Annotated in this window: 21 protein-coding genes and 1 pseudogene; 11 read left to right on the forward strand and 11 right to left on the reverse strand. The window is 66.1% G+C overall.

All coding sequences use genetic code 11. The annotated features are described in order from the left end of the window. Positions 1-17 precede the first annotated feature (17 nt). The 5 genes from proP to POS15_RS06630 all read left to right on the forward strand — a co-directional run bounded on the left by proP (position 18) and on the right by POS15_RS06630 (position 5594). Complete coding sequence (proP, locus tag POS15_RS06610) at positions 18-1505, forward strand: glycine betaine/L-proline transporter ProP (protein WP_070425198.1); 1488 nt, start codon at positions 18-20, stop codon at positions 1503-1505. 169 nt (positions 1506-1674) lie between these two features. After that, positions 1675-2091, forward strand: a complete 417-nt coding sequence (locus POS15_RS06615) for a hypothetical protein (protein ID WP_070425197.1) — start codon at positions 1675-1677, stop codon at positions 2089-2091. A gap of 146 nt (positions 2092-2237) precedes the next feature. Then, on the forward strand, positions 2238-4532 hold the full coding sequence (locus tag POS15_RS06620; RefSeq protein ID WP_284129252.1) for a GH92 family glycosyl hydrolase: 2295 nt from the start codon (positions 2238-2240) through the stop codon (positions 4530-4532). 93 nt (positions 4533-4625) lie between these two features. Beyond that, the gene (locus POS15_RS06625) at positions 4626-4967 is read left to right on the forward strand and encodes a type II toxin-antitoxin system prevent-host-death family antitoxin (RefSeq protein ID WP_019184571.1); all 342 of its coding nucleotides are present in this window, start codon (positions 4626-4628) and stop codon (positions 4965-4967) included. Positions 4968-4970: 3 nt separating this feature from the next. Then, positions 4971-5594, forward strand: a complete 624-nt coding sequence (locus POS15_RS06630) for a hypothetical protein (protein ID WP_284129253.1) — start codon at positions 4971-4973, stop codon at positions 5592-5594. Positions 5595-5635: 41 nt separating this feature from the next. Here POS15_RS06630 and POS15_RS06635 read toward each other — a convergent pair whose 3' ends face one another. The 4 genes from POS15_RS06635 to POS15_RS06650 all read right to left on the reverse strand — a co-directional run bounded on the left by POS15_RS06635 (position 5636) and on the right by POS15_RS06650 (position 8608). Further along, entirely contained in the window at positions 5636-6715 is a 1080-nt protein-coding gene (locus POS15_RS06635; protein WP_284129254.1) for a catalase family protein, read from the reverse strand. Positions 6716-6824: 109 nt separating this feature from the next. Continuing rightward, positions 6825-7322: a ferritin-like domain-containing protein gene (locus tag POS15_RS06640; protein WP_284129255.1), complete on the reverse strand. Its 498-nt coding sequence runs from the start codon at positions 7320-7322 to the stop codon at positions 6825-6827. Between the two features lie 90 nt (positions 7323-7412). Further along, on the reverse strand, positions 7413-7991 hold the full coding sequence (locus POS15_RS06645) for a M23 family metallopeptidase (RefSeq protein ID WP_070474033.1): 579 nt from the start codon (positions 7989-7991) through the stop codon (positions 7413-7415). After that, positions 7988-8608 carry a DNA-3-methyladenine glycosylase gene (locus POS15_RS06650; protein WP_019184566.1) on the reverse strand — a complete coding sequence of 207 codons (621 nt, stop codon included), beginning with the start codon at positions 8606-8608 and terminating at the stop codon, positions 7988-7990. The genes POS15_RS06645 and POS15_RS06650 overlap by 4 nt, the downstream gene beginning before the upstream one ends. Before the next feature lie 181 nt (positions 8609-8789). Here POS15_RS06650 and xth point away from each other — a divergent pair. Both xth and POS15_RS06660 read left to right on the forward strand, forming a co-directional pair. Next, positions 8790-9566 (forward strand): annotated as a pseudogene (gene xth, locus POS15_RS06655) (exodeoxyribonuclease III); the annotation flags it as partial. A gap of 101 nt (positions 9567-9667) precedes the next feature. After that, a complete protein-coding gene (locus POS15_RS06660; protein WP_046274103.1) occupies positions 9668-10465 on the forward strand; it encodes a helix-turn-helix transcriptional regulator in 798 nt (265 codons plus the stop codon). A gap of 10 nt (positions 10466-10475) precedes the next feature. On the opposite strand, the gene POS15_RS06665 is transcribed toward POS15_RS06660, so the two are convergent. Both POS15_RS06665 and POS15_RS06670 read right to left on the reverse strand, forming a co-directional pair. Further along, positions 10476-11699 carry an MFS transporter gene (locus tag POS15_RS06665; RefSeq protein WP_019184563.1) on the reverse strand — a complete coding sequence of 408 codons (1224 nt, stop codon included), beginning with the start codon at positions 11697-11699 and terminating at the stop codon, positions 10476-10478. A gap of 132 nt (positions 11700-11831) precedes the next feature. Further along, a complete protein-coding gene (locus POS15_RS06670; protein ID WP_152663800.1) occupies positions 11832-12158 on the reverse strand; it encodes a hypothetical protein in 327 nt (108 codons plus the stop codon). Here POS15_RS06670 and POS15_RS06675 point away from each other — a divergent pair. Then, the gene (locus POS15_RS06675) at positions 12157-13530 is read left to right on the forward strand and encodes a serine hydrolase domain-containing protein (RefSeq protein ID WP_019184561.1); all 1374 of its coding nucleotides are present in this window, start codon (positions 12157-12159) and stop codon (positions 13528-13530) included. The two genes, POS15_RS06670 and POS15_RS06675, sit on opposite strands and share 2 nt — an antisense overlap. Before the next feature lie 10 nt (positions 13531-13540). On the opposite strand, the gene POS15_RS06680 is transcribed toward POS15_RS06675, so the two are convergent. Both POS15_RS06680 and pip read right to left on the reverse strand, forming a co-directional pair. Further along, positions 13541-14293 carry a sulfite exporter TauE/SafE family protein gene (locus POS15_RS06680; RefSeq protein WP_046274104.1) on the reverse strand — a complete coding sequence of 251 codons (753 nt, stop codon included), beginning with the start codon at positions 14291-14293 and terminating at the stop codon, positions 13541-13543. Positions 14294-14302: 9 nt separating this feature from the next. Then, complete coding sequence (gene pip, locus POS15_RS06685) at positions 14303-15250, reverse strand: prolyl aminopeptidase (RefSeq protein WP_046274105.1); 948 nt, start codon at positions 15248-15250, stop codon at positions 14303-14305. A gap of 80 nt (positions 15251-15330) precedes the next feature. Between pip and POS15_RS06690 the strand changes: the two genes are divergently transcribed. Genes POS15_RS06690 through POS15_RS06700 form a run of 3 tightly spaced genes read left to right on the forward strand, consistent with a single transcriptional unit; the run spans position 15331 to position 19789 of the window. Further along, a complete protein-coding gene (locus POS15_RS06690; protein ID WP_157267117.1) occupies positions 15331-15477 on the forward strand; it encodes a hypothetical protein in 147 nt (48 codons plus the stop codon). Between the two features lie 13 nt (positions 15478-15490). After that, positions 15491-16660 (forward strand): efflux RND transporter periplasmic adaptor subunit, encoded by a 1170-nt coding sequence (locus POS15_RS06695; RefSeq protein ID WP_345782484.1) that lies wholly within the window; start codon positions 15491-15493, stop codon positions 16658-16660. Between the two features lie 12 nt (positions 16661-16672). Continuing rightward, positions 16673-19789 (forward strand): efflux RND transporter permease subunit, encoded by a 3117-nt coding sequence (locus POS15_RS06700; protein ID WP_284129256.1) that lies wholly within the window; start codon positions 16673-16675, stop codon positions 19787-19789. A gap of 30 nt (positions 19790-19819) precedes the next feature. On the opposite strand, the gene POS15_RS06705 is transcribed toward POS15_RS06700, so the two are convergent. The 3 genes from POS15_RS06705 to POS15_RS06715 are packed head-to-tail and all read right to left on the reverse strand — an operon-like array spanning position 19820 to position 22584. Further along, the gene (locus POS15_RS06705) at positions 19820-20068 is read right to left on the reverse strand and encodes a hypothetical protein (protein WP_019183681.1); all 249 of its coding nucleotides are present in this window, start codon (positions 20066-20068) and stop codon (positions 19820-19822) included. Beyond that, a complete protein-coding gene (locus tag POS15_RS06710) occupies positions 20065-21423 on the reverse strand; it encodes a TFIIB-type zinc ribbon-containing protein (protein ID WP_284129257.1) in 1359 nt (452 codons plus the stop codon). The genes POS15_RS06705 and POS15_RS06710 overlap by 4 nt, the downstream gene beginning before the upstream one ends. Before the next feature lie 21 nt (positions 21424-21444). After that, on the reverse strand, positions 21445-22584 hold the full coding sequence (locus tag POS15_RS06715; protein ID WP_046272823.1) for an SPFH domain-containing protein: 1140 nt from the start codon (positions 22582-22584) through the stop codon (positions 21445-21447). Between the last annotated feature and the right edge of the window lie 103 nt (positions 22585-22687).

Genomic DNA, 22687 nt, shown 5'->3' on the forward strand with positions numbered 1-22687 from the left:
CTTCCAGGAGAAAGCAGATGCAGGACCTGCATGCCGCACATGCCCATTTCGGCTGGTTCAAACGCCGCCGCCAGATGCACGTCGACGAAGTCACCGTCGTTGATCGCCCGATGCTGAAGAAGGCGGTGGGTGCGGCCGCACTCGGCAACGCGATGGAGTGGTTTGATTTCGGTGTCTATGGCTATCTCGCCGTCACGCTGGGTCACGTGTTCTTCCCCGACAGCAGCCCGACCGCGCAGCTGATCGCTACCTTCGCCACCTTCACCGTGGCCTTCCTGGTGCGTCCACTGGGCGGGCTGGTGTTCGGGCCACTCGGCGACAAGTACGGCCGCCAGAAAGTGCTGGCCTTCACCATGATCCTGATGGCGCTGGGCACCTTCAGCATCGGCTTGATTCCCTCCTATGACCGCATCGGCATCTGGGCTCCGGCACTGCTGCTGCTTGCCCGGATCGTGCAGGGCTTCTCCACCGGTGGCGAGTACGGGGGTGCGGCGACCTTCATCGCCGAGTACTCGACCGACCGCAACCGCGGCCTGATGGGCAGCTGGCTCGAGTTCGGCACGCTGGGCGGCTACATCGCCGGCGCGGGCACGGTCACCGCGCTGCACATGGCGCTGAGCAGCACGCAGATGCTGGACTGGGGCTGGCGCATTCCGTTCCTGGTGGCCGGTCCGCTGGGCCTGCTCGGCCTGTACATGCGCATGAAGCTGGAAGAGACGCCGGCGTTCCGTGCGTACGCCGAAGAGGCCGAAAAGCGCGATCACGAACGCCCCGGCCTGGGTGCGCTGTTCCGCGTGCATTGGGTGCAGCTGCTGATCTGCGTTGGCCTGGTGCTGGTGTTCAACGTCACCGATTACATGCTGCTGACCTACATGCCCAGCTACCTCAGCGTGACGATGGGCTATGCCGAGAGCAAGGGGCTGCTGCTGATCATCATCGTGATGCTGGTGATGATGCCGCTCAATGTGCTGGGCGGGTTGTTCAGTGATCGCCTGGGCCGCCGCCCGATGATCATCGGTGCCTGCATCGCCTTGTTCCTGCTGGCGATCCCCTGCCTGAAGCTGGTCGGCAGCGGCAATGACTGGTTGATCTTCCTGGGCCTGATGCTGCTTGGCGTGGCGCTGGTGTGCTTCACCAGCTCGATGCCGTCCACGCTGCCGGCACTGTTCTATACCCCGGTGCGCTACAGCGCGCTGTCGATCGCCTTCAATGTGTCGGTCTCGCTGTTTGGTGGCACCACGCCGCTGGTCACTGCGTGGCTGGTGGAGCGTACCGGTGATCCGCTGGTGCCGGCGTATTACCTGATGGGGGCGGCGGTGATCGGTGTGATCACCATGCTGTTCGTGCGCGAGACCGCCGGCATGCCGCTGCGGGGGTCGCCGCCGGCGGTGGCCAGCGAAGCCGAAGCCCGTGCCCTGATGCGCAGCGATGAGCCGGTCACGGTGGATGCGACCCAGCCCACGCTGCCGGTGGCAGCGGTGCCGGAAGACGCGCGCCCGGCGTGATCGGACCCGTTTCTTTGCAAGAAGTTTCATATCAACTTCGGCGCTGGACGGGCAGATTACGATCCATCCACATCGGCTGGTGAATCCAGATTGATGGTTATCGGCGCCTCGCCCCAGGGCTGGCAGAAGCAGGAGCGTTATGAGAGTTCTCCCGACGTCGTGCTGGGGCATGCTGGTCATGGTGTTCACGGCAATCCACGCAGATCCGGTGACCGCAACCCCGTGGGGATGGCAAGGAGACGGCGTGGTGAAAGTGACCGAGGGCCGGCCGGCCATCTGCATACCGGGCGACGCAAAGAAGGATTTCTCCGTCGAATCGGTATGGCTCATCCACGAGAGCGGTACTGACAGAAAGCTTGTCTGGAGTCTCAAGGCATCGGCGCCATCGGGACGTTTCGTATTGAGGCCTGGCCAGTGCCTGCCGTACGGTGCTGTGCTCCACGGTTATATCCAGGAGGTCCCGGCGCAGGCTCTCACGGAAGCCGGGCGCTACACCTTCCGTCTGAATGCGGATGCCGTGAGGCGAACAGATCCTGCCTCCTACTGGGGAAGTTTCTGCCTGAAACCGGGCGGGGGCCTTTGCTGAGCCTGCGCTTCAGAAGGCTCCCACCCGCACCGCAACATGTCAGCCCGATCGGCCAGTGCTAGGATCAACCTCACCTGAATCGATCTAAATTCAACGCCATGACAAAAACGGGGACGGTACGGTGGTTGGGGCTCGCGGTAGGGGCGATGTTGGTGGCCGGCACCGCCACGGCGGCACCGGCGAAGGTCGGCGAGCGCGCGTACGCGGCGGTGGATCCCTTCATCGGCACGGCGGGCGAGGGCCACACCTATCCCGGCGCCACGGTGCCGTTCGGCATGGTCCAGCTGAGCCCGGATACCCGCATCCAGCCGCGCGAGAAGGCCTACGGCTGGGCCGCAGGGTATCGGCATGACGACACCAGCATCGTCGGCTTCTCGCATACGCATTTCTCCGGCAGCGGCCATTCCGATCTTGGCGATGTGCTGCTGATGCCGGTGCGCACCGATGCCAGCCTGGAGCGGGGCGACCCCGACAAGCCCGGCAGCGGCTATACCTCGCGCTTCCGCCACGACGACGAGCGCGCCGAGCCGGGCTACTACGCGGTCACCCTGGATGATCCGAAGGTGCGCGCGGAGCTGACCACCAGCACCCGCGTCGGCGTGCACCGCTATACCTACCCGGCCAACCAGCCGGCGCGCGTGCTGCTGGACCTGCGCACCAGCCTCTACGATTACCCCGGCAAGATCCTGTGGTCGCGCCTGCGCGCCCGCGAGGACGGCACCATCACTGGCTTCCGCGAGACCCGCGGTTGGGCGCCAGGCCGGCAGCTGTATTTCGCGATGCGTTTCTCCCGGCCGCTGACCGGTCACGAGTTCCACAACACCGAGACCGACATCGCCTACAAGGGCTTCCCGCCGCCGGGGCACCAGAGCCCCGCGCAGCGTGCGCAGATTGAAGGGCGCCAGCTGGTCGGTACCTTTGATTTCGGCAAGCTGGATACACCGCTGGTGGTGACAGTGGCGATTTCCTCGGTCAGCGAGGCCGGTGCGATCGCCAACCTGGAAAGCGAAGTGCCCGGCTTCGATTTCGACGGTGTCCGCGCCGAGGCAAAAACGCAGTGGACGCAGGCGCTGTCGGTGCTGGATATCGACGGCCCCGAGCATGACCGCCGCAGTGCCTACACCGCGCTGTACCACAGCCTGCTCGGGCCGACCGTGTTCATGGACAGCGATGGCCAGTACCGCGGTTCGGACAACGCCGTGCATCGCGCCGAGGGTTACACCAACTATTCGACCTTCTCGCTGTGGGATACCTACCGCGCCCTGCATCCGCTGCTGACCCTGATGCAGCCGGAAAAGCGCAACAGCGATTTCATCAATTCGCTGCTCGCACACCAGCACAACAGCGCCTACGGGATGCTGCCGGTGTGGGCATTCCACGGCCAGGAAACGTGGTGCATGATCGGCTACCACGCGGTGCCGGTGATCGCCGATGCCTACCTCAAGGGCATCCGTGGGTTTGATGAGAACAAGGCACTGGCCGCCATGGTGGCGACCGCCAACTACGGTCCGTACGACGGCATCGCGCAGTATCGCGAACTGGGCTGGGTGCCGATCGATGAAGAAGGCGAGGCGGCCAGCAAGACGCTGGAATACGCCTTCGACGATTGGACCATCGCGCGCATGGCCAAGGCCATGGGCAACACGAAGGTCGCCGGCGAGTTCGAGAAGCGCGCCACGAACTGGCGCAATGCGTTCGACAAGGACACCGGCTTCATGCGCGCGCGCAAGCGCGATGGCAGCTTCCGCACGCCGTTCGACCCGAGCGCCAGCGGCTACGGCACCGATTACACCGAAGGCAATGCCTGGCAGTACTCCTGGTACGTGCCACACGACGTGGCCGGTCTGGCCGCCGCGCACGGGGGCAGCGATAAACTGCTGGCCAGGCTGGATGAGGTGTTCGAGGCCAAGGTCGACCCGTCGATCTTCGAGCACATGGAAGACATCACCGGCCTGATCGGCTGGTATGCGCACGGCAATGAGCCCAGCCACCACGTGGCGTACCTGTATGCCCATGCCGGCCAGCCGTGGCGCACCCAGGCGCGGCTGAAGCAGATCATGGACACCCAGTACGCCGACCGGCCCGATGGCCTGGCGGGCAATGACGACCTCGGCCAGATGTCGGCCTGGTATGTCTTCACTGCACTGGGCTTCTACCCGGTGGCCCCGGGCAGCGGCGAGTACATCATCGGCCGTCCGTTCCTGCCCAGGGCGGCGCTGCACCTGCCCAACGGCAAGACCTTCACCATCGTCACCGAAGGAATGGGCAAGGGCCACGACTACGTCGGCTCGGTCACCCTCAACGGTCAACCGCTGCAGCGCCCCTTCCTGCGCCACGACGAGATCCTGGCCGGCGGCGAACTGCGCTTCACCCTGCAGGCCGAGCCGAACAAGGCCTGGCCGGGGCAGGGCGCCGAGCAACCGTACTCGATGTCCCGCTGACGGGTGGCCGCGGCCTCCTTCTGGCCAAAATGGGATTTATGTCCAATTTGGCCAGAAGGGGTATAGTGGGCGCATCCCGTCCTGGAACGTGCCATGACCCTGCCACTGGATCTGCCCGGCCTTGAGAAGGCCACTGCCTCCTCGGTCAAAACCCGCGGCTGGCCCAGCCTGATGCGGACCGTCCGCGAGAAGCAGGCACTGGTGATCACCAACCACAATCATCCCGAAGCGGTGATCGTGGACATCAAGACCTACCAGGAACTGCTGGCCAAGGCGGCCGGCGGCGACCTTGATGAGCGCGTGGGCGAGCTGGAACGCCTGCGCGCCGCGTTCGATACCACCCTGGCCAGCCTCGGCCGCGATGGCGGGCTGGGCAAGGTGCTGGGCCAGCCGATCCGCCGCGGCCGCAAGGTCGCCCTCGGCAGTCCGCTCTGACCGATGGGGCGGATTCTGGTCCTGGCCGGCGTCAATGGCGCCGGCAAAAGTTCGCTGCTGGGCATGTGGCTGGAAGAAGAAGGCCTGACCTGGTTCAACCCGGATACGTTCACCCGCCGCCTGGTGGAGGCCGGCTGGGCGTTGGGGGATGCCAATGCCGCCGCGTGGAACGAGGGCGCGCGCCGCTTGCGGCAGGCCATCGACGAGGGCAGCGACTTCGCCTTCGAAACCACCCTGGGCGGCAACACCATCCCGCGCCTGCTGCGCGAGGCCTGCGAGCGCCACCACGTGGCCATCTGGTTCTGCGGCCTGCAGAGCGTGGAGTTGCACATGGCACGCGTCGCGGCCCGGGTCAGCCGTGGCGGGCATGACATCCCCGCCGACAAGATCCGCGCCCGTTACGATTCCTCGCGCGAGAACCTGCTGGCCCTGCTGCCGCACCTGGCCGAGCTGCATGTCTACGACAACAGCGCCCCGGCCGATGCCGACGGCGCCGAACCGCTGCCGGTGCTGCAGTTGGATCGCAACGGGCTGCACTATCCGGCCTCGGCGATCGAGCTGCTGCAGACGCCTGACTGGGCCAAGCCGATCGTGATGCGCGCCATGGAGCTGCACACCCCGGCGTGAGGGTTACTGCAATGGCCTGAGCAGCAGCAACAGGCTCAGTGTCATCCCACCGGTTCGTGGATCGGACACCCATTGAACCGCGAACGGAACTGTCGCGAAGCGGCCATTACCACGCGGCGCGCACGGTTCAAGCCACCAAGCGGGCGATGCTCGGCCAGCGCGTGCCACGGGGCGAACGCCAGTGCGTCCTCGATGCCCGGCGAGCTGGCAGGCTGCCACGCTTCCTGCTGCGCCACGCTCAGGCGTGCAACCGGCAGGAACGGACTGTCCGCTTCCGGCCACGCGACCGACGCATCCTCGATCGGCATGCGTTCGACGTCGCGGCACAGCTGCACCCGCAGCTCCCATTCGACCGGATTGGGCAGGTCGGTGAAGAAAGACACCACTGCCTCGCGCTGGGCATCTTCGTCCGAGCCGATCTTGTCGCCGGTCAGCGCAAGCAGCGCCGGTGAGATCGGGGCCAGCGAAAACTTGGCCATGTAGGGACCATAGAGGAAGGGCACCTGGCTGAAGAAGGTTTCGCCCAACGGATGGTGTTGCGGCTCGCCGCCCATGCCCTTCAGCGTGGCACTTTCCCCGCCGACGGCTTCCAGCGCCGCCTCTGCGCCGCGCAGCGTGGCTGAGATCATGCGTTTGGTACGCGGCATCCGCTCGGTAGTAGCGGCCAGCAGCTTGGCCGAACGCAGGAAGCCGGCGACGCCGGGCGTGTTGAACGCCGGACCGTTAACCATCAGGAAATCCTGGGTGTGCTGCTCCTCCGCACCCTCGGCGCGCGGGCCTTCCACGCCGATCACCTTGAGCGCCATCGCGCGCGGGGTGGAGACCGAGTCTGGCAACTGCTCGGCCGGTGGCGAAGACAGCCGGACCAGTGCGTCGTAGCTGCCCGGCCGCGCAAACAGGCCGTGTCGCAACTCGGCCGGCAACCCGTCCAATACACGTAGCCGGCCCTTCAACAACCCTTGGCCCTTGGCGTGCACCGCACGGTGGGCGTGGCCTTCCTGCTCGGCGACGGTCAGCGCCATGCGCGCGAACACCTCGGTCAGTTCGCGGATATGCGTGGCCTCATCTTCGTCGGCATGCTCGAGCGAGGCGTGGTAAAGAACGGGTGGGGGCAGTGACATGCAGGCTCCTGGTGTGATCAAGGGCGGCGATCAAGCGCGGAAAGCGAAACGCGCTGCGCGGGGAGGCCAGCTCCCCGCACAACGCAATGCCGGAGGAGAAACGGGACGATCAGGCTGCGGCGGCCTTGGCATTGCCGCCGCCGGCCAGGGCCAGCAGGGTCAGCTTCTCGTCCGCGTCTTTTTCTTCCTTGAGCGTTTCCAGCAGCAGCGGCACGGCTGCCTTGTAGCCCAGCTGTTTGGCCAGCGCGGCAATCGTGCCGTAGGAGGCGATTTCGTAATGCTCCACCTTCTGCGCGCCACCAATCAGTGCGGCATCGCGGACCGGGCCCTCCTCGATACTCTCGATTGCCTCTTTGCCTTCCTCGACCAGCCCCTCCATCGCGGCGCATTTGATGCGCTTGAGCCGGATCCCCAGCAGTTCCACCACCTGGTCGATGCGCTCAATCTGGCCCTGCGTCTCTTCTAGGTGCGTCGTGAATGCGGCGGCCAAGTCGGGATTGGAGGCGGCGCGCGCCAGTCGGGGCAGCGCCTTGGTCAGCTGCTTCTCTGCACTGTAGATATCCGAGAGCTCGTGGATGAACAGGTCTTCTGCGGTCTTGATCGCCATGGAGGTACTGCCGTTGGGTTTGAGCATCCGACGCTAGGCGCGGGGGTGTTAGTCCAGCGCGCTTTGTTGTGAAGGCGCTCTGCACGCACCTCAGGGCGCGTCCGGCCAGGCCTTGAGCAGCGGCAGCGGATCGTAGGCACCGTCGGCTCCGTAGATGCCCCAGTGCAGATGCGGCGGGGTGCCTTTGGCATTGCCGGTATCGCCGACGTAGCCCAGGACGGTGCCCTGTTCGATGACATCGCCACGTGCCAGGCCCTCGCGCCAATCATCCAGATGCGCGTAGTAGTAGCGCTCGCGCGCAGGCCCCAACACCCAGACCTGGCGCCCGCCCAGGCCGCTTTCACGGATGTCGGCGACGATCCCCGGAGTGGCGCTGCGCACCTCGGTGCCGCGCTTGGCGAAAATGTCCACGCCGGCATGCGTGCGGTCGCGTCCACGCGGTGCGCCGAACGTGTCGGCGACCTGGCGTGCGGCCACGCCCGCCACGGGGACGGGCAGCGCGGTCGGTGCAGGCATCTGTGACAGGCGCCAGAGTGCCCGTGGTGATTCCGCGATCGGGCTGTTCCAGAGCACGCCGGCCACCACGATGCAGACGACAAGCACGAACAGCCGCAGCAACCCGCGCCGCAGGCGGCGTGCAGGGGAGGCAGCGGGCGGCGAAGCGCTCATGACACCGTCCTCCCGGTCTTCGGTGTACCCCTGCGCCCGGAGACATGCAGGTGCTCGGGCACATGCCAGCGCCATGGAAACTCGATCGCCTTGCTGATCCCGATCCGCGGCCCGACCACCGGTGCGACGGGGGGCGCCATCCCATCGGACACGATGCGGATGCCGCGGTCGTTACGGACCAGATCCGCGCCATCCAGCGCCTTGGTGATGCCCATCGCCTGCGACAGGCGGCCCGGGCCACTGGCCAGGTCGCGCTCGCGCTTGATCGCCGGACGCGCCTCGCGGATCAGCTGCAGCCCCGCCACCGGTTCCAGTGCGCGCAGCAGCACGCCCCAGCCTTGGCCGACGTCCCCACACACCGCGTTCGAGCCCCAGTGCATGCCGTAGCTGAAATAGACGTAGAGATGGCCGGCTTGGCCGAACATCGTGGCGGTGCGCGCGGTCATCCCGCGATAGGAGTGCGCAGCCGGATCCTGGTCACCCGCGTACGCCTCCACCTCCACGATCCGACCGGCGCGACCGTCATCGCGCACCAGCAGTTTGTTCAACAGTTCCGGCGCTACCTCGGCCGGGTGCCGCTGATAGAAACGCCGCGGCAGAACCTTCCACGTCTTCATGACCTTCCGCGCAATGGATGCACCTTGCCAGTGTGGAACCAGCGCTTACTGTGACGCGCCGCGGGTCAATGCGCGATCAACGCGCTGCCATCGTCACGCCACGCTCGCCCCGCATTCGCGGCAGGTTGATCGAAACAGGGCAATCCTCCATGGCAGACACCGCCACCGCCAGCCACGCGCCATGCCCGCCAGAAAGCGCCTGAAAATCGCCACCTTCAACGTCAACGGTGTGCTGACACGGCTGCCCCATCTGCTGACGTGGCTGGCGCGCGAACAGCCCGATATCGTGGCACTGCAGGAGCTCAAGGCCACCCAGGAGGCGTTCCCGGAGGCGGCGATCCGCGAGGCGGGGTACGGCTGCATCTGGCAGGGACAACGATCCTGGAACGGGGTCGCACTGCTTGCGCGCGGCCAGGACCCGATCGAAAGCCGCCGCGGGTTGCCCGGCGACCCGAAAGACGACCAGAGCCGCTATCTGGAAGCGGCCGCGCATGGCGTGATCGTGGCGGGTCTGTATCTGCCCAATGGCAATCCGCAGCCGGGCCCGAAGTTCGATTACAAGCTGAAGTGGATGCAGCGGCTCCACAATCACGCCAAAACGCTGGTCGCATTGCCGCATCCGGTCGCGCTGATCGGCGACTTCAACGTCGTGCCCACGGATGCGGATATCTACGATCCCAAATCGTGGCGCAAGGACGCGCTGCTGCAGCCCGAGGTCCGCCAGGCCTACCAGGCGCTGCTCGACCAGGGCTGGGTCGACAGCCTGCGCGCGGTGCATGGCGATGCACAGATCTTCACGTTCTGGGACTACTTCCGTGAGCACTTCGCCCGCGACCGCGGGCTGCGCATCGACCATCTTCTGCTCAATCCGGTGCTCGCGCCCCGCCTGAAAGATGCCGGGGTGGACCGCTGGGTGCGGGCGCTGGAAAAACCCAGCGACCATGCGCCCACCTGGGTCGAGGTCGTGGCGCCGCCCAAGCCCCGATAGCCGCAGCGGGATGTCGAAAACACCGCCGACGCGGTAGAGTCCTCGGGCAGGCCGTTTGCGAGGATATTGCCATGCCATATCGGAGAAAGGACATCGCCCCGGGCGTCGGCGAGGGCAAGCGGCTGCCGGCCGGCCCGGAGACCCCGGTGTTCTGTCGGGCGCGTGAGTATCCCGCCGGCACGATCATCGCGTTGCATCACCATCCGGACCGGCACCAGCTGGTCTACGCCGAATCCGGCGTGCTGGTGGTGCAGGCCGGGGCAGGGCGCTGGGTGGTGCCCAGCACACGTGCGATCTGGATTCCCGCCGGCATGGGCCACAAGGTCAGCTGCATCGGCGCGGTCGGCATGCGCAGCCTGTACATCCTGCCGCAGGCGATCACCCAGCCACCAGCCAGCGCCTCGACGGTCTCGGTCACGCCCTTGCTGGCCGCCCTGATCCATGCGGCGATGGACGTCGCGCCGCCGTATCAAGCCGATTCCCGCGACGGGCGGCTGATGCAGTTGATCCTGGATGAGCTGCAGCTGTTGCCGGTGCTGCCGCTGCATCTGCCGCAGCCGACCGACCCGCGGCTGCGCGCCATTGGGCAGCAGCTGGAATCCACGCCGGACGATCCCTCCACCCTGCAGGACTGGGCGCGCCGGCTGGGCGTGGACGTCAAGACCATCCAGCGCCTGTGCGCACGCGAGCTGGGCATGACCTTCGGGCAATGGCGCCAGCAGGCGCGTCTGCTGCGTGCGCTGGAGCAGCTGGCGCACGGCGAGAAGGTGATCGACGTGGCGCTCTCGCTGGGCTACGCCAGTCCGAGCGCCTTCACTGCGATGTTCAAGAAACGCTTCGGCCAGCTGCCGAGCCAGTTCTTCCATTGAGGCGCGCGGCTCAGCGCATAGTCGTCTTCGGCAGGAACGCTGTCGCCAGCCCCAGCAGCGGCAGATACGAGGTGAAGTGGTAGACCCACACGATGCCGTGCACGTCGGCCAGCTTCCCGAGCCCGGCCGCGCCGATGCCACCGATGCCGAACATCAAACCGAACATCAGGCCCGACACCATGCCGACACGGCCCGGTACCGCTTCCTGCGCGTACACCACCAACGCCGCGAAGGCCGAGGACATCACCAGCCCGACCGCCACCGCCAACACTGCGGTGCCCATCAGGTTGGCGTAGGGCAGGGCGAGCGCGAACGGCGCAACACCGAGGAAGGAGATCCAGATCACCGCCTTGCGCCCGATCCGGTCCCCGACCGGACCACCGATGAAGGTACCCAGCGCGACCGAGGCCAGGAAGATGAAGAGGTACATCTGGCTCTGCTGCACGCTCAGGCCAAAGCGCTCGATCAGGTAGAAGGTGAAGTAGTTGGTGAACGAGGCGATGTAGACGAACTTGGCGAACATCAACACCGCGATCACTGCGATGGCCTGGATCACCTTACCGCGGCTCAACCCGACGCCGTGGCTCTTGGCAAGGCTCTTCATCTTTGCCTGGCCGTGCTGCACGGTCCAGCCGGTGAGACGGAACAGCACGGTGATGGCCAACGCAGCCGCCAGCATGAACCATGCAATGGCACGCTGCCCGTGCGGGATCACGATCAAGGCCGCCAGCAGCGGCCCGATCGCCGAGCCGGTATTGCCACCGACCTGGAAGGTGGACTGCGCGGTGCCGAAGCGGCCGCCCGAGGCCATGCGCGCCACGCGCGAGGCTTCGGGATGGAAGGTGGCCGAACCGATGCCGACGATCGCCGCAGCAATCAGCAGCATTTCGTAGCTGGTCGCCACCGCCATCAGGGCGATGCCGACGAAGGTGGCGATCATGCCCGACGGCAGCAGGTACGGCAGCGGCCGTTTGTCGGTGTACATGCCCACCCATGGCTGCAACAGCGAGGCGGTGACCTGGTACACCAGGGCGATGATGCCGATCTGGCCGAAGGTGAGCGAAAACTCGCTCTTGAACATCGGATACACCGCCGGCAGCACGGCCTGGATCATGTCGTTGAGCAGGTGCGCGAAGGCAGCAGCGCCGACGATGCGGATCGCGAAACCCTGGTTGGGGGCCGGGGTGATCGGTTCGGTGGGGATGACGGGCGGGGCAGCGGTTTCAGTGGTCATGGGCCGGGATCAGGAGCGGGAGGGTGCCGATGCCTGGGTATCAGCGGCGTTGGCACCCGGAAGCGGATAGGCGACAAGCGTAGACCGCGGCTCGGGCCCCGTCTCTCGCGATATGGGCGGTGGTCGTCGCAATCAGGGCAGACCGGCCACGCCATATTTGCAACTAATTGGATGTCGCTGGGCGAACGGCCCGCATACAGTGAATGCCTGCGGGGTGGCGATACGACGAGGACATCGGATCATGAGCAGCATCTGGATAGGGCTTGTCATCTTCTTGAGCAGCTGGACACTCATCGCAGTCACGCTGGGAGTCTTGACTGCCCGCTGGATGGGCATGCAAAACGATTGAAAAGCAGGCGGTACGGCCCAGGTGGCCCCGCGACGCTGCATACTTCCCCCGACTGCCGGACGGCAGCCCAGCGGAAAGGAGGACAGGATGTTGCCGATCAGAACACTCATGGTGGTGCTGCTGTTCTTCAGCACCTCGAGCTGGGCCGGGGTGCCCACCGACCCCGCGCAGGCCGAGCAGATCTTCACTCGCTGGCTGGCGGCCTACAACGCCGGCGACCGCCAGGAACTGCAGGCGGTGCTGTCGACCTACGGGATCGATCACACCGCGCAGCGGTATCTGGACATCCGCGAGACCTTCGGCCCGTTCGACGTGCTGACCAGGACCGTCGACACGCCCGATACCATCGCCGCCATCGTGCGGGGCACATCGAGCGATCGCGGGGTGCTGATCACCGTGGCCATCGATCCTGACAACAGACCCCGGCTCAAGACGCTGCAGCTGGAGGGCACCGAGATACCCGACGCATTCAAACCCGCGCGGCTTGAAATGCCCGCGCTCATCGCGCAGAGCCGCGCGCGATTGGACGGGCTGCAGGCGGACGGCAAACTCTCCGGCAGCTTCCTGCTCGCCAGGGAGGGCGAGGTACTGATGAGCTGGCAGGGTGGGCTGGCTGACCGCGAGCAGGGTATCGCGGTCGATGCGGCCACGAAGTTCAGGCTCGCCTCGTTGAACAAGATGTTTACCGCAGTGGGCATCCTGCAGCTGGCCGAGGCTGGCAGGCTTTCGCTGGACGATACGGTTGCCAGCCACCTGGAGGACTACCCCAACCAGGCGGTAGCCACGGCGGTCACGATCCGCCAGCTGCTCAACCACACCAGCGGCCTGGGCGAGATCTTCGACGACGCATTCGAGACCCGTAAAGCGTCCCTCAAGACACTGCACGACTATTGGGCTGTGTACGGGGATGCAGCGCCTGCTTTCAAGCCGGGCACCCAGGACCAGTACTCCAACTACGGCTACATCCTGCTCGGCTCGATCATCGAGGCGGCCTCCGGGCAGCCCTACGAGGACTACATCGAGCAGCACATCTTTCGCGTGGCGGGCATGACGGCGACGGGCGCCATGCCGGAGGCTGCACGGGTGCCCGGCCGCGCCATTCCCTACACGCTCAGCGACGGGCACTGGGTGCGCGAGACCAGGACCCTGCCGCTGCGAGGCACGTCGGCGGGCGGCGGCTACAGCACCGCCCGGGATCTGCTCCGCTTCGCCGAAGCGCTGCGCGCTGGCAGGCTGATCCCGGCCGCGGCGGTGCAGGCAGCCACCTCGCCGCAGAACACCAAGGGCTGGTACGGCTACGGCTTCATGGTGAGTGGGGAGGACGAGCAGCGCCAGTATGGCCACGAGGGCGGGGCGCCCGGCGCGAATGCCGCGCTCATCGTGCTGCCCAGCCAGGGCTATGTGGTGATCGGGCTGAGCAATGTCGATCCCGACGCGATGGAGAACGTGGTCAACTTCGTCGGCAATCGCCTGCCGCTGTAACCGGCTCGCCTCAGCGCCAGCCCAGCAGTGCCGGCAGCGAAGACGCCAGCAACGCGATCCCGGAAACGGTGAGCAGGCTCAGCACGATCTGGCGGAAGCGCAGATCACTGATGCCGATGTACACACGGGTGCCGAGCAGGGTCGGGATCAACATGGCCGGCGCGACGATGGCGAACATCGGCAGCATGTCACGGGTGACGATGCCCGTCCCCACGTAGGTGCCCATGGTGACCAGCAACATCGACAGGTTGAAGTTCTGCACGACGGAGCGCTGCACATCGCGCTCGTAGCCGCGCAGCGTGCACCACAGCGTCGGCAGCGTGCCGGTGAAGCCACCCAGTCCACCCATGATGCCGCCGGCGAACCCCACCACGCCATCCGCCGCGCGCCCGCCGGCGGTGACCCGGGGCAGCCGGCGTGACAGCAGCATGGCCGGACACCACAGCACCAGCAGGGTGCCCAGGATCGCCTTGAGCCAGTTCATGTCGAGCACGGGCAGCAGGTAGACGCCCAGCGGGATGCCGGCCAACCCACCCAGAACGAAAGGCAGCAGGGTCTTCAGGTTGAAGCCGCGGCGCACGGTGAAGGCCGCCAGCAGCTGGCCGGTGAGGGCACCGAACACCGAGAGCGTCGCCGCGAGCCTGGGGTCCAGCACCCAGGCCCAGAAGGACAGCGCCACCAGCCCGAAGGCGAAGCCGGAAAGACCCTGCACAAAGCCGGCGACGATGGCGCCCAGCGCGACAACCAGGTAAATCGAATCCACTGCCGCTCCTTACTGCCTGCCGGCGAAGGCATCGGTGGCGCGCACCAGCGCATCTGCGGTCGCAGGTTCCGTTGCACTGTGGCCCGACACGACCATCTGCAGCGATGCTTCAGGCCAGGCGCAGGCCAGATGCCACGCGCTGCGCGCCGGGCAGATGATGTCGTAGCGGCCCTGCACGATCACCCCCGGCAGGTGCCGGATGCGGTCGATATCCCGCAGCAGCTGCCCAGGTTCGAGGAAGGCGTGGTTGCGGAAGTAGTGCGCCTCTATGCGCGCCTTGGCCAGCGTATGCAGCGGATCATCAGCGGACTCCGCATCCACATCGTGATCCAGCGTGGCGGCGTGATCCTCCCACCCCAGCCAGGCCTGCGCCGCCGCGATGCGGGTCGCTTCGTCCGGGCCGTCCAGGCGCCGCCAGTAGGCGGCGATCATGTCGCCGCGCTCTTCTTCAGGGATGTATGCCTCGTAGCGCGCCCAGCGCTCCGGGAAGACCCAGCGCGCACCGCCGTCGGCTTCGGCGAACCAGCGGTTCTCCTCGGCGCGGCCGAGGTACACGCCGCGCACGATGACACCGGTCGCGCGTTCCGGATGTGCCTGGGCGTAGGCCAGTGCCAGCGTGGAGCCCCACGATCCCCCGAACACCAGCCAGCGGTCGATACCCAGCAGCTCGCGGATGCTCTCCACGTCCGCGACCAGGTGCTGCGTCGTGTTGTCGCGCAGCTCGCCGAATGGCGTGGAGCGCCCGCTGCCACGCTGGTCGATCAATACGATGCGATAGCGCGCCGGGTCGAAGAAACGACGGTGTACCGGCGAGACGCCGGCACCCGGTCCGCCATGCAGGAACACCACCGGGATGCCGTCCGGAGTGCCGCACTCCTCCACGAACAGGGTGTGCAACTCGTCCACGGGCACGTGATGCGTGCGGAACGGGGTGATCGCGGGATAGAGGCTGCGCATGGAGTGGGTCACTCGAAGAGTCCAACAACAATGATACCGCTGCAGCGTATGCGGATCGGCGTGGCAGGCCTGAGCGACCCATGAATCGCAAGTTCCTGAGCGTGCTCAATGCGACGTCTCGCATGGCATTTCGCCTGCGCTTGCCGTTCCATGCACCGTTGCCTTGGGCAGGCGATGCATCGACGGCGGAGATGCTCCGTTCGACGTTCAGGAGAGCTATTGAATGAAAGGAACCGATGTATGACGAAACATCACTGCCATGCGCTTTGCGCACTGATGCTGCTGATTCTCTCGGGATGCGGCTCGCCCGGTGTGGGGGATCCACGCGAACCGCCAGCGGTCCACTACAGCAGGCTGGATCGCACCAGTGTTTCGCTGACCCGTGAACTGCCGGGCCGGACCAACGCCTTCCTGGTCGCCGAAGTGCGCCCGCAGGTCAACGGCATCGTGGCCAAGCGGCTGTTCACCGAAGGAGGCCTGGTCACCGCCGGGCAGCCGCTGTACCAGCTTGATGACGCCAGCTACCGGGCCCAGGCCAACAGCGCCCGCGCCCAGCTGGCCCGCGCCGAAGCAACCGCCAATGCCGCGCGCCTGAGCGCCAAGCGCATCGGTGAGCTGGCCAAGGTCGAGGCGGTCAGCACCCAGGACAACGAGAATGCGATCGCCGCGCTCAAGCAGGCCGAGGCCGATGTGGGCGCCGCGCGTGCCGCGCTGGATGCGGCCAACGTGACGCTGGGCTATGCCCGCATCACCGCGCCGATCAGTGGCCGCATCGGCAAGTCCTCGGTCACCCAGGGCGCGCTGGTCAGCGCCGGCCAGGCCGAAGCGCTGGCCACCGTGCAGCAGTTGAACCCGATCCATGTCGATCTGACCCAGTCCGCCAGCGAGCTGCTGCAGCTGCGCCGCGAGCTGGCCAGCGGCCGCCTGCAGGACAACCAGACCCTGCCGGTGACGATCCTGCTCGATGACGGCACCGCGTTCGACCACAAGGGCACTCTGGAATTCTCCGAAGTCAGCGTGGACCCGACCACCGGCAGCTACGCGCTGCGGGTCAAGGTCGAGAACCCGGACCAGGTGCTGATGCCGGGCATGTATGTGCGTGCGCAGGTCGGCAGCGGCGTGCGCGAGAACGCGATCCTGGTGCCGATGCAGGGCATTGCCCGCGATCCCAAGGGCGATACCAGCGCCATGGTGGTCGGCAAGGACGACAAGGTCGAAGTGCGGCAGGTCAAGGTCAGCCGCTCGCTCGGCGACAAGTGGCTGGTGGAGGACGGGCTGAAGGCCGGTGACAAGGTCATCGTCGAAGGCCTGCAGAAGATCCAGCCGGGCATGCCCGTGCAGGCCACCGAAATGGGCGCGGCCCCTTCCAAGCCGGCCGCCGCGCCGGCGGCTCCCGCCGCCCAGCAGTAACCGGAGAATTCCATGGCACGTTTTTTCATTGATCGCCCCATCTTCGCGTGGGTGATTGCGATCATCATCATGCTCGCCGGTGGCCTGGCGGTGCTCAAGCTGCCGGTGTCGATGTACCCGGAAGTGGCGCCGCCCACGCTGACGATCACGGCGATCTACCCGGGGGCGTCAGCCACGGTCATCGAGGAAACGGTCACCAAGGTCATCGAGCAGCACCTCACCGGCCTGGACGGGATGCTGTACTTTTCTTCACAGAGTTACTCCTACGGGGGTTACGCCACCATCAGCATCGTCTTCGAGCCGGGCACGGACCTGGAGACGATCCAGCCACACGTACAGAATCGCGTACAGCGAGCAATGCCCTCGCTGCCCGAGCAGGTGCAGCGACGCGGTGTCAACGTCTCAAAGTCCGGTGCGGACGTGCTGCAGATTCTGGGCTTCGTGTCTGAAGATGGCAGCATGGAGGCCGCCGATGTGGCCGATTACGTAGGCTCGTCCGTGGTGGATGTGATCAGCCGAGTGGAGGGCGTTGGCTTTGTACGCGAGTATGGCGGCAAGTATGCGATGCGCATCTGGCTGGATCCTGCTCGCCTCCACGCCTATCGTTTGACGGTCGATGAGATAGCGCAAGCCATTCGCGCGCAGAACGCGCAGATTGCGCTGGGCGAGATGGGCGGCGCGCCCGGCGTGGAGGCGCAGGCGATGACGGCATTCGTCGACGCAGGATCGCGTTTGTCCAGTGCTGCGCAGTTCCGGGCGATCATCCTGAGGGGGAATCCGGATGGAAGCCAGTTGCGGCTCGGTGATGTGGCCCGCGTTGAACTCGGCGCGGAAAGTTACGATTTCAGCAACCGACTCAATGCACGGCCCGCTGCGGCCATCGGGGTCTACCTGGCTCCGGGGGCCAACGCACTGCGCACGCGCGAGGCGGTAGACAAAGCACTGGAAAGCATGGCCCCGGACATGCCCGCCGGGCTGCGCGTCGTGGTGCCGTATGACTCCGTGCCCTTCGTCAAGGCCTCCATCCGCAGCGTCATCTCCACGCTGCTGGAGGCGATCGTGCTGGTGTTCCTGGTGATCTACCTGTTCCTGCAGAACTTCCGCGCGACCCTGATCCCGACGATCGCGGTGCCGGTGGTGCTGCTGGGCACGTTCGGCATCCTGTCCGCGCTGGGCTTCTCGGTGAACATGCTGACCATGTTCGCGATGGTGCTGGCGATCGGCCTGCTGGTCGATGATGCGATCGTGGTGGTGGAGAATGTCGAGCGGATCATGGCCGAGGAAGGACTTTCTCCGCTGGAGGCCACGCGCAAGTCCATGGGCCAGATCACCGGTGCGCTGGTCGGCATCGGCCTGGTGCTGTCGGCGGTGTTCGTGCCGATGGCCTTCATGAGTGGGGCCACCGGCATCATCTACCGCCAGTTTTCGGCCACGATCGTCTCAGCCATGGCGCTGTCGGTGCTGGTCGCGGTCGTGATCACCCCAGCGCTCTGCGCAACCCTGCTCAAGCCGGTCAGGACCGGCGGGCATCAGTCACCACCGGCAGGCGCGCTGGCCCGGGCCTTTGGCAGGTTCAACACGGGTTTTGAACGCACCAGCGCCACCTATGAGCGCGGGGTCGCCGGTCTGTTGGCCCGTCCGTGGCGAAGCATGGCGTTGTTCGCACTGTTGTCCGGCGCGATGATCGTGCTGTTCATGCGGCTTCCCTCTTCGTTTCTGCCGACCGAAGACCAGGGAACGCTGGTGGTACTCGTGCAGGGTCCGGCCGGTTCGACACTTGCCCATACCGAGGCAGCGTTGAAAGCGGTGGAAAAGCACTTCCTTGAGGATGATCCGGTGGTCGATGCCCTTCTCACCGTGGTCGGCTTCAGCTACTCGGGCATGGGGCAGAACAACGGGCAGGCCTTCATACGCTTGAAGGACTGGTCCACGAGAGGGGGTGATGACGAGGCGGACAAGGTGGCGGAGCGCGCCAGGTCCGCGCTTGCCTCATACCCGGGCGCCACCTTCCACGTGCTGACGCCTGCCGCCATTCCGGCATTGGGAACGGCCGCAGGATTCAGCTTCTTCCTGCGGGATGGCATTGGCCAGGGCCATGCCGCGCTGTTGGAGGCGCAGGACAGGCTGCTGGCACTGGCGGAGGCCAGTCCGATCCTTGCTGGCATGCGCGCCAATGGGCTGAGCGACATGCCTTCGCTGCAGGTGAATGTGGATGCCGAACGGGTTGCGGCGCTGGGACTGTCGATCGATGAGGTCAACAGCACCCTGGCCACCGCCTGGGGGAGCCGTTATGTAGACGACTTCAACGACCGCGGTCGGCTCAAGCGCGTCTACCTTCAAGCCGATGCGTCGTTCAGGACGAGCCCGGATGACTTCGCACTCTGGTCGGTGAGGAATGCGGCGGGTGAGATGGTGCCGTTCAGCGCGTTTGCTTCGATCGAATGGAGGCATTCTTCACCGAGATTGGAGCGCATCAACGGGATGCCCGCCCGGGAAATCCTCGGGGCAGCGGCCCCAGGGACAGGCTCAGGACGCGCGATCGCCGAAATCGAACGTCTTGCCCAGCAGCTGCCGCCGGGCTTCGGCATCGAATGGACCGGCACGGCACTCCAGGAAAACGGTGCGACGTTGCAGACCCCGCTGCTGTACACGCTGTCACTGCTGATCGTGTTCCTGTGCCTGGCCGCGCTGTATGAAAGCTGGAGCGTGCCGACCGCGGTGCTGCTGGTGGCGCCGCTGGGCATCCTCGGCGCGGTGCTGGCCAACACCTTCCGCGGCATGGAGCGCGACATCTACTTCCAGGTGGCGATGCTGACCACAGTGGGCTTGACCAGCAAGAACGCGATCCTGATCGTGGAGTTCGCCAAGGAAAACCTGGAGAAGGGCGCCGGCCTGATCGAAGCGACGATGCATGCCGTGCGCGACCGTCTGCGCCCGATCATCATGACCTCGCTGGCCTTTGGCCTGGGCGTGCTGCCGCTGGCGCTCGCGTCGGGTGCCGGTTCCGGCGCTCAGCGGGCGATCGGGACTGGCGTACTCGGCGGCATGGTCGTGGGCACGCTGCTGGGTGTGTTCTTTGTCCCGCTGTTCTTCGTCATCGTGCAGCGGGGGTTCAACCGAACGCGTTGATGCCATCGGCAGTCAATGCCGATGGAGGTGTCATCCATCGCGCTGCACCCGCGTTCGGTACGCCGCCACATTGTCACCGCGGATGCGCCGTTCCTGCGTGCCCGTCACCGTATCGACCTTGCGGTCTGAACCGGTGACGGGCTTGGCGTCGATCGCGGTGTCGCGCTCGAACGCGTGGGATTTGTCGGTGTTGCGGTAGTACCGGTACAGCGCCCAGTACAACGCGGTTGCACCGGCAGGGCCGGCGGCAAGCAGCCAGAGACCACTGTCATCGCTCATGAGGCAGCTACCAGGAAGAAGAGCACGAGGGCTTCGATGATGGTGCCGGTCGTGAGCGCGGCCAGCAGCAGCTTCCACTGCTGCACCGGCACGCTGCCCATGGTTTCACCGGTGCGGCCATTCACCGCGATGTAGTGCAGCATGCCGCCGTTGCGGCCCGGCTGGTGATACGAGTACAGCCACACCGGCAGGTACATCGACACCCAGCGGGTGCCATGCACATCCACGCGCTCACGCTCCCAGCGCACGCCCCGATCGTAGCGGCGCACCGAGCCTTCCACCTGCGCGCGGGCGATCGACAGCAGCTGGTCTTCCAGCCGTGGGCGCAGCGTCTCGACATCGAGGTTGCGCTTTTCCGAAGTGAAGCCGGCCAGATAGGATGCGTTCCACTTCAGCGCATTCTTGGTGTCGAACGGCAGGATCGCGTTGATGATGTTGTTGGTATTGCTCTGGGTGTCCAGATTGCCGCGCTCGGCCGATGACTCCAGGGTCAGGTCGTCCACGGTGAAATCGACCTGGCGATCCACCTGGTAGACGTCGGCGTCGTAGTAGGTCTGCTTGTTCTTTTCGGTGCCGCGCGTGTACTGCCGCGTCTGGATTTCACCCTTGCCGGAGACGCTGGCGCTGACGTTGCTGTCCACGATCATGTAGGGCAGGTAGACGCCAGTGACGTTCTCCGGTGTGAACTGATCCTTGAAGGCCTTCAGCGCGAACAGGCGCCGCTTGTCCACGAACTGCCGGATCCGCGCGACCGCGTCGTCCTTGCTGATCCGGAACGGCAGCACCGCATCGGGCACCGCGCCATTGGCAACCTGCTCGTTGACCCCGAACACATGGCGGCACCAGTGGCAGCGGGCGGTCATGGTGCTTTCGGTGTTGATGGTGACCTCAGCACCGCAGCCGGTGCACTTGAAGCTCATCAGGCTGGCGGTGCCAGTGTCGATGTCGCGCGCACCGGATGCGACCACCGTACCGCGAAGCTCGCCGATCCCTTCGCCGAACCCGAACGCTTCCTCGACCCGGTCGCCGTGCCATTCGTGACGGCAGAACTGGCAGACCAGTACATCGGTGCCGAGCTTGAGCCGCACATCGCTGGAGCCGCAGTTCGGGCAGCGGTTGACGCCGTCCTTGAGCTCGGCCGCAGAGGTGTCCAGCGCGGCCGGATCGGGCGCCAGCACTTCATCGCGGATGGGCTGGGGCAGGGTGGCCGGGTCGATCGGGAAACTGCCCGGCACCGGCGGCACCTCCCGGGGCGAGCCTGGGCCGGTGACCGGCGCCGCGGGCGAGGGCGAGGGCGAGGGCGGCAACGGTGGCGGACCCGCCGGGATCGGCGGTGGCATCTTTGGGTCGGACATGGTGTCGGTGCGCTCGGTGTCTTACAGCCCCAGCGCCTTGGCCTTGAGCTTGTCGTAGTCGTCCTGGGTGATCAGACCGAGATCCAGCATCTCCTTGGCCTTCTTCAGCTTGGCGACCGGGTCGTCCGCGGCCGGGGCGACCGGCTGCTGCATCCCGCCAACCCCGAGCATGCCCGAGGCCATGCCGACGCCGACCAGGCCGGCGGCACCGCCGTTCTCGCCCGCCGACTGGATGCCCTGGGCCACGCTGGCCTGCAGGTTGGAGTTGCCGCGCGAGCCGGCCAGTGCATCGGCGCGCTGCACGGTCTTGAGCAGTTCACGCGTGTTGGCGTCGTACTCGATCGAGACGATGGCGGTCTTGACGATGGCCAGGCCGCGATCGGACTTCCACTGGTAGCCCTGCTCGACGGCGGCGGACAGGCTCTGCGCGAAGCCCAGCGAGTCCTGCTGCAGCTTGGTGATCCGGTTGCCCTTGCCCGGGTCGTTCGTATACAGGCTGAAGGCCGGGGCCAGTGAGCCCACCACCTCGTTGAACAGCTGGCTCGCGGCGGCGTTGTCCAGATCGGTGAAATCGAACACCTGGCCCGGCTGCAGGTAGCTGGCCGGCACGAAGTTCTTCACGAACAGGATCGGATCGACGATTTTCAGCGTGTACGAGCCGCGCGTGACCGCGCCGACCTGCGTGCCGAGGAAGCCATCGTCCCAGTAGATTTCGGACTGCGTGCCGAAGCGGTTGTCCGGCAGCTCTTTCAGCGAGACGAAGAAGGCCGCCTGCTGCGACCCGGGCTGGCCGCCGAACTTGAAACGTTCCCAGCTCTGCTTGATCAGCGGGCTGACGAAGCCGTCGCCGGCGAAGATCGACTGCGAGTTGGTATCGTCCGAGCGCCATTCATAGCCACCCGGCTCGGCGACGAAGCCGGTGATCGCGCCGTCCTGGAACAGCAGCAGGCCGTAGCCTTCTGGCACGACGATCCTGGAGCCGTTGGTGATGATGTTGGAGGAGGCGCTGGTGTTGGAGCCACGCCCGGCATTGGTGCCGCGCGGGACCGCCGCGAACAGCGCTGCCGTGGAGGGCAGGCCCGTCGGCACGGTGTAGAAGTCCTTCCACTGGTCGGCCAGAACACCACCCACTGCACCTGCCACCGCCTGACGAAGACCCATGACCAACTCCCTGTGATTCGTGGCCGGGCACCGTGCCCGCCATGCTCGGCCGACTATATCAGCAGCCAACGCACCTGCATCCAGAACGCCGCTCTGCTCGTAC

This window comes from Stenotrophomonas sp. BIO128-Bstrain, from assembly GCF_030128875.1.
Taxonomy (GTDB): domain Bacteria; phylum Pseudomonadota; class Gammaproteobacteria; order Xanthomonadales; family Xanthomonadaceae; genus Stenotrophomonas; species Stenotrophomonas bentonitica_A.